This window comes from Flavobacterium sp. TN-1 (assembly GCF_052828645.1).
Map to the genome: position 1 here is coordinate 618565 of NZ_CM128253.1, position 13753 is coordinate 632317.

Sequence of the window (13753 nt, forward strand, 5' to 3'; positions counted from 1 at the left end):
TACAAATGGAAAAAAGAACACTAGTTTTTGGCGACATACACGGAGGACTTCGCGCCTTGGAACAATTGATAGAAAAGGTAGGCATCACTCCGACTGATAAATTAATTTTTCTTGGTGATTATGTCGATGGATGGAGTGAATCTGCTCAAACGGTAGAATATCTTATCCAATTAAGTAAAAAACACCATTGTGTTTTTATACAAGGAAATCACGATTTGTGGTGCGGACGTTGGTTGAATTTGGGAGTATCAAACCCCGTTTGGGAAGAACACGGTGGGAAAGCAACCATTCAGAGTTATATCCAGTCAGGTTTACTTGTTTCTACCGAACATAAAATGTTTTATGAAAATCTCCAAGAATACCATATCGACGAGCATAACCGTCTTTACATTCACGCGGGTTTTACTTCTATGCACGGAGTAGAAAAAGAAGAAAACCGATTGGATTTTTGCTTTGATAGAACCCTGTGGGAAATGGCTTTGACTATGGACAAACGAATCAAAAAAGATTCCAAATTGTTCCCCAAGCGATTATTACATTATCACGAAATCTTTATTGGACATACACCTACCTTGAATTATGATGTTGATGTTCCTATGCAAGGTGGCAATGTTTGGAATATCGACACCGGAGCAGGTTTTTCAGGGAAACTAACCTGTATGGATGTTGCAACTAAAGAGTTTTGGCAAAGTGATATTGTATGGGAATTATATCCAAATGAAAGAGGGAGGAATTAAATATCCCTTAGTGTAACTTTGTGAAAAACTTAGTGTACTTTGTGTAACAATTTTTGAGTTACACAATGTCACACAAAGTACAAGCACAAAGTTTATAGAAGTTTTTAATTTTATAAAAGAATATATGAATCCATTATTATTAACCGATGGCTACAAAGTAGACCACCGTCGTCAGTACCCAAACAACACCACCTTAGTATATTCCAACTGGACGCCGCGTAAATCCAGAATAGAAGGAGTGAATGAAGTCGTATTTTTCGGTTTACAGTATTTTATTAAGAAATACATTATCGAAGATTTTCAAACCAATTTCTTCAACCAACCTAAAGAAACTGTAGTGTCGCGTTACGCCCGACGTATCAACAACTACTTAGGCGAAAACCAAGTCGGTACAAAACACATCGAAGACCTACACGATTTAGGTTATATCCCAATGGTTTTCAAAGCCCTACCTGAAGGAGTGAGCGTGCCTGTTCGTGTGCCAATGTTTACCATGTACAACACCAAATCCGAATTCTTTTGGTTGACCAATTATTTCGAAACCCTATTATCCGCCGTGGTTTGGTTGCCTTGTACCTCTGCAACAATTGCCAAAGAGTACAGAAAAGTACTAGGCGCTTACGCCCAAGAAACTTCTTCCATCCCCGAATTTGTAGATTGGCAAGGACACGATTTCTCGATGAGAGGAATGGGCGGCATAGAATCGGCGGTGATTTCAGGAATGGGACACTTGTTAAGTTTTACAGGAACTGATACTATACCAGCGATTGATGCTTTGGAAACTTATTATAATGCCAATTCCGATGCTGAATTAGTGGGAGGATCCGTAGCTGCAACAGAACATTCGGTAATGTGTATGGGAACAACCGAAGGCGAGTTTGAAACCTTCCAACGTTTAATCTGTGAAATCTATCCTAAAGGAATTGTATCTATCGTTTCAGATACTTGGGATTTATGGAAAGTACTAACTGATTATATGCCTCGACTAAAAGAAACGATATTGGCAAGAGAAGGTAAAGTAGTGATTCGACCTGATAGTGGAAATCCAGTACTTATTTTATGTGGTAACCCTGATGGAAAAACCGAACAAGAACGCAAAGGAGTAGTAGAATTACTTTGGGATGTTTTCGGTGGAACGACTAACGCCAAAGGGTATAAAGAATTAGCACCACAAATTGGAGCCATATATGGCGATAGTATTACGGTTGAAAGAGCTACTCAAATTTGTGAAAAACTAAAACAAAAAGGATTTGCATCGACTAATGTCATGTTAGGAATTGGCTCTTATACCTATCAATATAATACTCGCGACACCTTTGGTTTTGCGATGAAAGCAACTTATGGTGAAGTCAATGGCGAAGGACGCGAAATTTTCAAAGATCCAATAACAGATGACGGTACCAAAAAATCAGCCAAAGGATTAATGAAAGTGGTTTTGGAAAACGGAATATATCAATTAATAGATCAAGTTTCTTGGGAAGAAGAACAACAAGGCGAATTAAAAGAAGTTTTCCGTGATGGGAAATTGATTGTTGATGATTCATTGTCCGAAATTCGAAATCGAATTAAAAAATAAGTTTTTAACCACAGATGCAAATGGTATTCAATTAGTAATAATTAATCGTTTATTTGTCACTTCGACAAAAGGAGAAGTCACATCACGAATATTATGCGAATTACTTTGTCAATCTAAGATTGTTTTCAAATAAGGTGAAATAAAGTTATACAATTTGAATATTGAATATCTGTGCATCTGTGGTTCATTATTTAAAAATAAAATTAATGGAAGGTATCTTATATGTTGAAAATTTCATTTCGCAACCCCAAAATTTATTTCATAACTTAGAAGGAATTACGTGGGACGAACGAATGATATCTCGCTATCCCAAAATCCAACACGGATCAAGATAGAATGAGTTTGACTTTTAGGAAGATTAAATAAAATGGAAATCAATATAGAAAAAGTCCAAAGAATTATTGATAAACAAATTGGTTTAAATCTTATTTAATTAGTATATTTGAATTTATAAATCAATTGCAATGCAAAAGATTTCATTTTTATTTTTTTAGGATGCACTTTGTTTTCACTCAAACTAGTTGACACAATTCAATAATGAATATAGTAACAATGAAAGAATGAGCCAAATAAACCAAATGGATCTAGACCTACACGAAGCACTCTAAAACTGCATTCTAATAAAGAAATAGCTAGCAGAGTAATGGAAAATCTTAAAAACAGATAATGAGTTTGGATACTTTGCAAGGGATTGCTATTAAAAACATTTTGATCCAAAGTCTAAATGCACAAGGCGTAATTCTAAAATAAGACGATTCTAACGAAAGTAAAAGCGAGGATATTAAAGTGATCTCTTAAAATACCGACCAAAAAATACTAGAGTTATTAAATTCAGATCAAAAATATATTTACAAAAAAATAATTGCAAGAGGATTCAAAAAGAAATAAAAGAAGCCAAACTTGCTATAACAACTAATCAATTTACAAATGTACAAACAACTTTTACTTAGTATTACTTTGGGTTTACTTATAAGTTCATGTGGAACTAATCCTTATAAAGAAAGTAATAAAATATACGCGAAACAACTAAAAGTTTTACAGCGAAAAATAGCCGAAAAAGAAGCTATTACTCTACAAAAAGTAGAGACTAGCACCACTTCTTTGGACACGCTTTATACGAAACAAATTAAAACCTTAAAGGATTCTATCTCTAAATTTAATCCAACTACATTCGAAAATATAACTACAGAATGGATTGGAACAGTAAACTTTAATCTAAGGAAACCAAATTTTGTAATTATACATCATACCGCACAAGATTCTTTAAGACAAACATTAAAAACCTTCACATTAGCCAGTACAAATGTTAGTGCACATTATGTAATAGCAAAAGATGGAAAGGTAGTACAAATGCTAAATGATTACTTAAGAGCATGGCATGCAGGCAGCGGAGTTTGGGGAAGAAATAGCGACATTAACTCTGCTTCTATTGGGATTGAACTTGACAACAATGGACTTAAACCCTTTTCAGTACAACAGATCAATAGCTTATTAGCTCTATTAACAAAATTGAAGAAAGACTATAATATTCCTACACAAAATTTCATAGGTCATTCTGATATTGCTCCAACTAGAAAAGTAGATCCTAGTGCTTTATTTCCTTGGCAATTATTAGCTGAAAAAGGTTTCGGAATCTGGCCAGATGCACCATTAGAAACTGCACCCGCAGATTTTAATCCCGAAATGGCTTTACGAATAATTGGATATGATACTAAAAATTTGAGTGCCGCAATCAAAGCGTTTAAATTGCATTATATCAAAACAGAAATTGACTCGGTTATAGATCAAAAAACATTAAATACTATCTATGCAATCTTTAAAAAACAGTAACAGTGTTATCTAAATAAAAAAGGAGACTGTCCAAAAAGTAATAAATCAACATTATGCGATTTCTGCCTTTAGTGGAAAGATTGCGAACTTTTTAGACAGCCTCTTTTTTATTATTACTTAATTTATTTCCTATAGAACAAATTATGGTCAATATATTCCCAAACTTTGTTAGGCAACATAGGGATTACATTTTTTTTGTTTTTAATACTTTCACGGATAAATGTTGAGGATATTTCAATGACAGGCGCATCTACTCGGTGAATTTTAGGGTGAGCCACAAATTGACTATCTAGTATTTCCGAGTTTAATCTTGGATAGACATAAATATTATGATTTTCTAAAATATATTCGTAATTTTTCCATTTATGTAGTGAATTTAAATTATCCTCACCCATAATCAAGGCAAACTCATGCTGTGGATATTTTTCCTGTAAATGTGCCAACGTATTGACGGTATAATTTGGTTGAGGCAATTTGAACTCAACATCAGAAGGCTTGATTTTTGGGTAATCTTCTGTAGCTAAATGAACCATCTGCAAGCGATGATAATCATCTAACAACGAACTCTTCTGCTTGTGCGGATTGTGCGGGGTAACCACCATCCAAATTTGTTCCAAATCAGAATGTTCCGCCATGTGACTCGCAATAATTAAATGCCCAATATGGATGGGATTGAATGTACCGAAATATAGTCCTATTTTCATTTTTTATAGTGAAAAGTGATTAGTGAAGAGTAATTAGTTTTTGAGAGTTTTATAAAAAGCATTAATCATTTTTGACTCTTCTTCAATTAACAATAAAATTTCATTGTACAAATCTATATCTGTAATGAATATAAGTTCTTTAGCGATAATAAGCTGTGTTTCTAACTCATTTAAAGAGCCTCTTGAAATATCAATAAAATGGCTAAAAGATTTATCCGTATTCCTCCCATAACCTTCTGCTATATTTGAAGGTATAGATACTGCTGCTCTTTTAATCTGATTAGTTAGAGAGTATAATTCTTCAGGTGGAAAAAATCTAATCAATTGGTACACTTTTACAACCAATGTAATTCCCTTTTGCCAAATCAATAAATCTTTATAAGAATTAATACTACCCATAAAGCTATTAATTACTCATTACTTTTTACTAATCACTATTTGGATACAAACCCCTTCACCAATTCATAAGCCTCTTGTTTGGCCACATCTAAATCATAGTTTTTGATGATGGTGTCAAACTGAGGAGCGGTAGCTAATTCTACGTGAGCTTTAGCAATACGCATATTGATTTTATCTTCGCTTTCTGTCGAACGTTCTTTTAAACGACGTTTCAATTCGTCCACACTAGGTGGCTTTACGAAAACGGCTAGAGTTTGTTCTGGGAATTTCTTTTTGATACGCAAACCACCGGCAACATCAATATCAAAAATCACATTTTTGCCCATCGCCCAAATGCGTTCTACTTCTTTTTTCAGCGTACCATAAAAATTATCTCGGTATACTTCTTCCCACTCGACAAAGTCTTCTGCTTTAATATGTTTTTTAAAATCTTCGATCGACATGAAGTAATAGTCTTTTCCATTTACTTCCTGTCCTCTAGGTTCACGAGTTGCAGCCGAGATTGAAAATTCTAAATTCAATTCGTCAATACCTAATAAGTGTCTTACTATAGTGGTTTTTCCAGAACCTGATGGTGCTGAGAATACGATTAATTTTCCTTCTTTGTTCATTTCAATAAAGTAAAAAGTGATTAGTAATTAGTGATAAGTTGCATTTTTTATTTGAATGATTTTGAAAAAGAATTTATCATTTTTGATTCTTTTGTTATTAAACACATAATTTCATGATACAAGTCCCAATTAGTTAGAAAACCTAATTCTTTAGTAATATCCTATAAAATGGCTAAAAGATTTGTCGGTATTTCTACCATATCCTTCACTTATATTTGAAGGAATAGAAATTACGGCTCTTTTCAACTGGCTTGTCAAAGCATATAACTCTTCTTGTGGAAATGTTTCTACCAATTGATACACTTTAACGACTAAAATAATACCTTTTTGCCAAATCAATAAATCTTTATAAGAATTAATGGTATTCATAATTTGACTTTTTACTTGGTCACTCTTTACTAATTATTAATTTTATAAAACATTCAATACTTGTTCTTTTATTTTCTCCAATTCATCTTTCATCATCACAACCAATTTCTGCATTTCAGAATGATTAGATTTTGAGCCCATAGTATTAATTTCACGTCCCATTTCTTGAGTAATAAATCCTAACTTACGACCATTAGCCTCGGTTCCGTTCAGCGTTTCTAAAAAATAATTTAAATGATTTCCTAAACGTACTTTTTCTTCTGTTATATCATATTTTTCTAAATAAAATATCAATTCTTGCTCAAAACGATTTTCATCTGTGCTTACCTGAAGTTCATCCAAAGCAGTACGTAATCTCGTCTTTACAGTCTCTATACGTTCTGCATCATAAGCTACAGCACTATCCATTAGTTGACGAATATTTCCTATTCTCGTTTTGAATTCATTTTCAAGAGCGAGTCCTTCATCTTTTCTAAATTGATTAATATTTATCAATGCTTCGTTTACTGTTTTTTGAATTTCAGCCCATTCTGTTTCATCTATTTCTTCCCTTTCTGTTTTTAAAGCATCTGGCATACGTACAGCCATTTTCATTAATTCAGTAGGATCAGCATCAACAAGTATTTCCTTCATTTGTGCAATGTAAGCCTTTATGATGGGAATATTTATTTTGGAAGTGGTTTCTTCTCCTGTTGTTTCTAAGTATAATGAAAAATCAACTTTACCTCTTTCTAAACTTTGAGAAATTTGATTACGTAAGCCTAGTTCCATTTCACGATAAATAGAAGACATACGAACATTTAGGTCTAAACCTTTACTATTTAAGGATTTTATTTCAACGGTAATTTTTTTGGTAGGCAATTGTAATGTTGCCTTTCCAAAACCTGTCATTGATAGTATCATTCTTTTTTATTTGATGCCAAAGATAACTATTTTTAGTCGTAGTTATGGTTTCCTAGTATAGTTTTCAGGCTTAATTTTTAAGTGATAAAAATCATTTTTTTAGACAGATAAACAACCTAATTTAGTGTAGAATAAGATCAATAAGTTGGGTATTATATCACTATTTAATTTATAATTAAAAGGTCTTATAAAAATAAACGATTCTTACTATAAACTTTAAAAAACATTTTATGAGAAAAACAGTATTTTTAATTCCTCTAATTTTGGTAGCCTGTAAAAAGGAAAATCAAGAAAATTTTTCCAAACCAGCTGAAGATGGTCGTAATAAGAGTGAGTTATTAATCAAATCTTCTAACTATTTCAAATCTATTTCTACAGTAGCAGAAGAAAATATTTCTGAGGAAAAAGTTGATTTAGGAAAAAGGTTGTATTTTGATTCTTCTCTTTCTAAAAATGGAACTATTAGTTGTAATTCTTGTCATAATTTAGAAAATTATGGAGTTGATAATAAAGCGTTATCTTTGGGTGATACTAAAAAATTGGGTGGTAGAAATTCTCCTTCTTCTATTTATGCTTCATTACATTCGATGCAATTTTGGGACGGAAGGGCTAAGGACGTGGAAGAGCAAGCGGGTGGTCCTTTGTTGAATCCTGTAGAACATAGCCTTCCTAGCAAAGCCTTTTTAGAAGAAAAATTACGTAAAAATCCTGAATATGTAACTTTATTTAAGAACGTTTATCCAAATGAAAAAGAGCCTATTACTTTTTCAAATATTACCAATGCAATTGGCTCTTTTGAAAGAAAATTACATCCAAAAAGTAGGTTTGATTCATATTTAGATGGAGATGAAAATGCGTTATCTGATAATGAAAAAGAAGGTTTAAAATCTTTTATAGATAATAACTGTGTAATGTGTCATAGCGGAGTTGCTTTAGGCGGACAAATGATACAAAAATTTGGGATTTATGGAAGCTATACAAACCTAACTCATAGCAAGAAGGTTGACAAGGGAGTTTTTGAAAGAACTCAGAAAAAAGGAGATGAATTCATGTTTAAAGTACCTAGTTTAAGAAATGCTGAAAAAACTTTTCCTTACTTTCATGATGGCTCAGTTGCCTCATTATCTGAAGCTATCAAGATCATGGGTAAAGCACAATTAAATAAAGATTTACCAGAAAAAGATGTTAATAATATTGAAGCTTTTTTAAAAACGCTTACAGCAGACGTAGAATCAAAATACAAAAAATCATAAATAATCAAGTTGTCAGAAAATTTACTTTTTTCTAAAAAAGCATTATTTTAGTTTTCTGACAACTTTTTTTTATGTGTTACAAGGTATACTCCCAAAAAAATCAAAATAGCGGATCCTACTTTTATCCAATTCAATTCATCTTTTCCTAATCCAACAGCAAAAATTGAAGCAAAAAACGGTTGTAAGTAAATAAAAACAGCCACAGTAGTTGGTTTTAACTCGCGCATTGACAGTAAATTTAAAAGATAGGTTAAAAAAGTTGAAAACACGACTACAAAACCTATTTTTAAAAATGCAATAGTCGGAACATTCGACCATTCTACAGCTTGAAATTCACCCCATCCAAACGGTATAACCATCAAAAAACCAAATAAATAAATCCATTTCACAAAGGAAAAGGCATTATACTTGTCCATTAATTTTTTAACAATAATGAGATAAAAACCATAAGAAATAGCATTAACAAATACTAAAAAATTCCCTAAAGTAGCATTAGAGGCGTTTTTTAAAGATTTTCCATATAATATAAGCGTTATAGTACCTGCCAAACCTAAAAGAATTCCCAATATTTTTTGATTTTTCATTCGTTCTTTCATAATAATTGCTGAAAGAATTAATACAATTATAGGGGTAGTCACCATTAAAACAGCTCCCATGATAGGTGATGTATAACTCAATCCTTTAAAAAAGGTCAACATATTAAAAGCTACTCCAAAAAAAGAGGCTGCTATAATTCTTGGGAAGTCTTTTTTGTCAATTTTTTCTGTCTTTACAAATAACGTTGTTAACCAAAACAATAACATTGCTCCCCCAACACGTAAAAAGATAAAACCAAAAGCGTCAATATATTTCGGCATTACATCTTTAGCAATAGTAAAAGTCACACCATAAATGATAGCTACACACCAAGCAGCAACTAACGCCCAAGTTCTTTTATTCATTGTTTAAAAAGTTTACAACCTCGGTTACTACTTTAACGTTATTTCCTATAAATATTCTGCCATCAACTAAAATCACAGGACGCGATAAAAAAGTATAGTGTTCTAGAATGTATCTTTTATAATCTGTTTCTGTTAAAACTTCATTTTTTAATCCCATTTCTTTATATAAAGTAGCTCTTTTACTAAATAAAATTTCATAATTACCTGCTAATCCCTTCATTTCATCAACTTGTTGAACTGTTAACGGTTCTGTTTTTATATCTTGTAAAATAAAAGTATCTAATTGTGGCAATGATTTAAGGATACGTTGACACGTACTACAGGTTTTAAGATAATATATTTTTCTCATAAAAATCTTTTTTGCAAAATTAAGAAAGTAAATTTTAAAGTCGTCTTATACTTTTTAAAAATATCATCTGTAGAATAATCTTTTCTAGAAACTTGTTTTTTTAAAACTTCTCAAAAGAATTATTTTATAAATTTGATTATCAAAATTATATGCCACGTGGAAAATATATCGAATATTGCTCTTTTTGCCTTGCAATTTGTAAATCAAACTCATAGGAGTGTTTTTTTAACAGGAAAAGCAGGTACTGGAAAAACTACTCTACTAAAGGAAATTATTGCTACCTCTCATAAAAACACTGCAATAGTTGCTCCTACTGGAATTGCTGCTCTTAATGCAGGAGGAGTTACCATTCATTCCCTATTTCAGCTTCCTTTTTCGGGATTTATTCCTGATTATGTTTCTGGTCATTTACAAAATGAATCTATCCGTTTAGAAAACAAAACAAGTTTAGATAAATTATTTAAGATGAGTGCTTCTAAAAAACAAGTACTTCGCAGTCTTGAATTATTAATTGTAGATGAAGTTTCTATGCTACGTCCTGACGTATTAGACGCAATGAATTTTATATTACAAAAGGTGCGCAGATCTGGTCAAGCATTTGGTGGTGTACAATTGCTCTTTATTGGTGATTTATGGCAGTTACCTCCCGTAATAAAACAAGAAGAATGGCATTTTTTACAAAAGTATTATCAAGGTTCGTATTTCTTTTATTCAAAAGTTTTGCAAGATGAACCTCCTTTATATTTAGAATTAGATAAAATTTATAGACAAACAGATCATTTATTTATTGATATACTCAATAATTTAAGAAATAATACCATTACTCCACAAGATCTATTGATATTAAACAAGTATGTCCAACCCAATTTTGATATAAAAAAGGATAAAGGTACTATAGTAATTACAACGCATAATCTCAAAGCAGACCGTATAAACAAAGAGGCTTTGGAGGCTTTGAGATCAGATAGTATTTTTTACAAACCCCAAATTATAGGCGACTTTCCCGAAAAAATGTATCCTTTAGATTCTATTTTAGAGTTAAAAGTAGGAGCTCAAGTAATGTTTATAAAAAATGATGTTTCAATCGAGAAACGTTATTATAATGGAAAAATAGGAATCGTCAAATCTCTTTCAAAAGAAGAAATTTTGATAACATTTCCTGAAGAAAATAAAACCATAGAAGTTGATTTATACACTTGGGAGAATATTCGATACGAATTAAACAGTAATACACAAGAAGTTGAAGAAAAAACAGAAGGAACTTTTAGCCAATATCCATTAAAATTAGCTTGGGCCATTACGGTACATAAAAGTCAAGGATTAACTTTTAAAAAAACAGTATTAGATGTATCATCTGTATTTGCTCCAGGTCAAGCTTATGTAGCTCTTTCTAGATTAGAAAGTTTAGAGGGATTAACACTTCTAAGACCTATTGAATTACATGGAATTCCTTCCGATCAAGCCGTAATTAATTACGCTCAACATAAGGCTAATATGGCTATTTTATCCAATACATTAAATTTAGAAACTAAAAATTATTTACTTACAGAAGTTATAAAAGCTTTTAATTGTCATGATATAACACAATTATGGCGTAATTTTTTATTTTCATTCAAAGAAGAATTACCTAATTCTCCTAAATTAAAATACAAATCTTGGGCAGAAAAAGTACTAAAAGATTTATCAGAACTAACTGAAACTTCTAAAAAATTTATTTCTCAATTACAAAAAATAGGAAATCAACCAACCGTAGATATTGCTTATTTAAACGAACGGAGTGAAGCAGGGTATCTATATTTTTTAAATAAATATGATATACAGTATAGTGAATTGTTATTAAAAATAGTAGAAATAAAACAACTAAAAAAGATAAAAACATTTATAGACGAATTATTACTTTTAGAAGAAGCACTCTTAAAAACCATTTTAAGGTTAAAAAAAATGCGCTTACTACTTAAAAATACACAAGAAGGGATTCCTCTTTCTAAAAAAAGTATGCAATCAGATGATATATTGTATTACAAAATCAATAAAGTGGCACAACTTTCAGAACAATTCAAACAAATTACAGGTCTTATTGATCAAGAATATACTCCTAATCTTTCTAGCAGTTCTAAAACTAAAAAGAAAGACAACAATGAAATAAAACAAAACACAATAGAAATAACACTTAATTTATGGAAACAGACTAAATCTATTCACGAAATTGCCAAAGAGCGAAAACTTACGAATCAAACCATTTATAACCATTTTTCTAAATTAATTTTAGAAGGGCAAGTTCAATTATCTGATTTACTTCCATTGGAAAAAATAAAAGAACTCGAAATTGCTTTTGAAGGATACCAAGATGAAAGTTTAGGTTTATTAAAAGAACAATTTGGAGAACAATTTACATGGGATGAATTAAGATTATATATAGCAGCTATAAAAAAGAATAAAAATAATTTAACAACGTCATAATTTCTTCAGAGGTATTATAGGAATGTAAACAAAAACGCAAACGTTCTTGTCCTTCAGGCACCGTGGGAGATAAAATAGGTTTTACATCAAACCCTACTTGTTGTAATTGAGTAGCTAACCATTTCACTCTATCATTTCCTTGTACTATAGCACACTGTATAGCTGATTTACTATAAACGAATAAAGGTTTTATTCCTAACATTTGTTTTTGCTGATTAAAGCAAATGATATTTGCTTTTAAATTCCCTAGATCTTCTGAATGATCGGTTAACATTTTATATGCTGTATAAATAGTAGACAGAGTATGTGGTGTAAGTCCTGTGGTGTAGATAAAGCTTCTAGTAAAGTTAATCATATAATCTTTTAACTTTTGAGAGCCTAAAACAGCTGCACCATGGCATCCTAATCCTTTTCCAAAAGTTATAATACGAGCAAAGATCTTATCTTCCACTCCTAATAATTGAATTAATCCCTCACCACGATCTCCAAAAACCCCCAAAGCATGTGCTTCATCTACTACTAAAAAACAATTATATTTTTCAATCAAAGTAGTCAATTCTTCTAAATTAGGCGAATCACCATCCATAGAATAAACAGACTCTATAACAATATAAATATCTGCTGTTTCTATTTGATTTTTTTGAATGAATCGTTCTAATTCTTCTAGATCATTGTGTTGAAATTTATAGGATTTAGCGTTACTTAATCTAATTCCATCTCGAATAGAAGCATGACATAATTCATCATATAAAATTACATCTCCCCTTTGCGGAACACTTTCAAAAAAACCAACATTAGCATCATAACCCGAATTAAATATTAGAGCGGATTCTGCATTATGAAATTGAGCAATAAGGTTTTCTGTTTCTGTATAAAGTAAATGATTTCCTGTTAACAAACGGGATCCTGTTGCACCATTTATTTTAATTTTTTTTTCGAGTAGTAACTCATGTGCTTTATCAAAAAGGATTTCTGATTTTGAAAAACCTAAATAATCATTTGAAGAAAAATCAATTAAAGACGACTGAGCATTAAGTGTTCTAAAAGCATTAATTTCTTTACGATGGGTGAGCTTATGTCCCAACTTATTAGGAAATTTAACCATAACTAAAATTCAACTCCTAAACGCTTCACATTTTTAAGATTATCAACATCTATAAAAAGAAACCCATTACTATCTTTTATTTTAAACTTATAATCTGCAAAATAAATTTTTTTTATCTGCTCATGCTTTGCCTCTATTTCTTCAAACAAAGTTCCGATAGTAATATTATTAATTTTCCATTTTTTATTGGTAATTGTAACATTTTTAAACTGATTATCTTGCATAATCATCGTCAATCCATCGTATGTGAAATTAAAAACAGGAGGCTCATTTTTTTCTTGAATTTCTTTATCTAAAGTAATCGCTTTACCTAAAATAGCTTCTACTTTATCAGGATCTATTTTTGTACAGATATTAATTTTCTTACCTGTTTTAACATTTGTTAGCTGCAATACACAAGCAGATTGGGCAATTATACTATTTATCATTAAGAATAAAAAAGTAAAAAGAAAGTATATTTTTTTCATCAATAAAAAAATTATTTACAAAATAAACGGATCTAAATTATAACGAGCT

Annotated in this window: 14 protein-coding genes; 5 read left to right on the forward strand and 9 right to left on the reverse strand. The window is 31.1% G+C overall.

The features are described from left to right. Positions 1 to 5 precede the first annotated feature (5 nt). The 3 genes from ACUXZJ_RS02480 (at position 6) to ACUXZJ_RS02490 (ending at position 4143) form a co-directional block, all read left to right on the forward strand. Complete coding sequence (locus ACUXZJ_RS02480) at positions 6 to 737, forward strand: metallophosphoesterase family protein (RefSeq protein ID WP_060381426.1); 732 nt, start codon at positions 6 to 8, stop codon at positions 735 to 737. Positions 738 to 861: 124 nt separating this feature from the next. Next, positions 862 to 2313, forward strand: a complete 1452-nt coding sequence (locus ACUXZJ_RS02485; protein WP_060381425.1) for a nicotinate phosphoribosyltransferase — start codon at positions 862 to 864, stop codon at positions 2311 to 2313. Positions 2314 to 3240: 927 nt separating this feature from the next. Continuing rightward, a complete protein-coding gene (locus ACUXZJ_RS02490) occupies positions 3241 to 4143 on the forward strand; it encodes an N-acetylmuramoyl-L-alanine amidase (RefSeq protein WP_060381424.1) in 903 nt (300 codons plus the stop codon). A 122-nt stretch (positions 4144 to 4265) separates the two neighbouring features. Here ACUXZJ_RS02490 and nadD read toward each other — a convergent pair whose 3' ends face one another. The 5 genes from nadD to ACUXZJ_RS02515 all read right to left on the reverse strand — a co-directional run bounded on the left by nadD (position 4266) and on the right by ACUXZJ_RS02515 (position 7129). Then, positions 4266 to 4847 carry a nicotinate (nicotinamide) nucleotide adenylyltransferase gene (gene nadD, locus ACUXZJ_RS02495; protein WP_060381423.1) on the reverse strand — a complete coding sequence of 194 codons (582 nt, stop codon included), beginning with the start codon at positions 4845 to 4847 and terminating at the stop codon, positions 4266 to 4268. Positions 4848 to 4880: 33 nt separating this feature from the next. Next, a complete protein-coding gene (locus tag ACUXZJ_RS02500) occupies positions 4881 to 5246 on the reverse strand; it encodes a four helix bundle protein (RefSeq protein ID WP_060381422.1) in 366 nt (121 codons plus the stop codon). 35 nt (positions 5247 to 5281) lie between these two features. Next, positions 5282 to 5857 (reverse strand): guanylate kinase, encoded by a 576-nt coding sequence (gmk, locus tag ACUXZJ_RS02505; protein WP_060381421.1) that lies wholly within the window; start codon positions 5855 to 5857, stop codon positions 5282 to 5284. Between the two features lie 150 nt (positions 5858 to 6007). After that, a complete protein-coding gene (locus ACUXZJ_RS02510) occupies positions 6008 to 6226 on the reverse strand; it encodes a four helix bundle protein (protein WP_081078367.1) in 219 nt (72 codons plus the stop codon). 42 nt (positions 6227 to 6268) lie between these two features. Beyond that, positions 6269 to 7129 (reverse strand): YicC/YloC family endoribonuclease, encoded by an 861-nt coding sequence (locus tag ACUXZJ_RS02515; RefSeq protein WP_060381420.1) that lies wholly within the window; start codon positions 7127 to 7129, stop codon positions 6269 to 6271. A gap of 230 nt (positions 7130 to 7359) precedes the next feature. On the opposite strand from ACUXZJ_RS02515, the gene ACUXZJ_RS02520 reads away from it, so the two are divergent. Then, positions 7360 to 8382: a cytochrome-c peroxidase gene (locus tag ACUXZJ_RS02520; RefSeq protein ID WP_063743408.1), complete on the forward strand. Its 1023-nt coding sequence runs from the start codon at positions 7360 to 7362 to the stop codon at positions 8380 to 8382. A 47-nt stretch (positions 8383 to 8429) separates the two neighbouring features. On the opposite strand, the gene ACUXZJ_RS02525 is transcribed toward ACUXZJ_RS02520, so the two are convergent. Both ACUXZJ_RS02525 and ACUXZJ_RS02530 read right to left on the reverse strand, forming a co-directional pair. Beyond that, positions 8430 to 9323: a DMT family transporter gene (locus ACUXZJ_RS02525; RefSeq protein WP_060381418.1), complete on the reverse strand. Its 894-nt coding sequence runs from the start codon at positions 9321 to 9323 to the stop codon at positions 8430 to 8432. Further along, complete coding sequence (locus ACUXZJ_RS02530) at positions 9316 to 9672, reverse strand: arsenate reductase family protein (RefSeq protein ID WP_060381417.1); 357 nt, start codon at positions 9670 to 9672, stop codon at positions 9316 to 9318. Before ACUXZJ_RS02530 ends, ACUXZJ_RS02525 begins: the two co-directional genes overlap by 8 nt. A gap of 156 nt (positions 9673 to 9828) precedes the next feature. On the opposite strand from ACUXZJ_RS02530, the gene ACUXZJ_RS02535 reads away from it, so the two are divergent. Next, complete coding sequence (locus ACUXZJ_RS02535) at positions 9829 to 12132, forward strand: helix-turn-helix domain-containing protein (protein ID WP_446195702.1); 2304 nt, start codon at positions 9829 to 9831, stop codon at positions 12130 to 12132. On the opposite strand, the gene ACUXZJ_RS02540 is transcribed toward ACUXZJ_RS02535, so the two are convergent. Next, the gene (locus ACUXZJ_RS02540) at positions 12095 to 13237 is read right to left on the reverse strand and encodes an aminotransferase class I/II-fold pyridoxal phosphate-dependent enzyme (RefSeq protein ID WP_063743411.1); all 1143 of its coding nucleotides are present in this window, start codon (positions 13235 to 13237) and stop codon (positions 12095 to 12097) included. The genes ACUXZJ_RS02535 and ACUXZJ_RS02540 overlap by 38 nt on opposite strands. Before the next feature lie 2 nt (positions 13238 to 13239). After that, positions 13240 to 13704 carry a hypothetical protein gene (locus ACUXZJ_RS02545; RefSeq protein WP_060381404.1) on the reverse strand — a complete coding sequence of 155 codons (465 nt, stop codon included), beginning with the start codon at positions 13702 to 13704 and terminating at the stop codon, positions 13240 to 13242. Positions 13705 to 13753 lie beyond the last annotated feature (49 nt).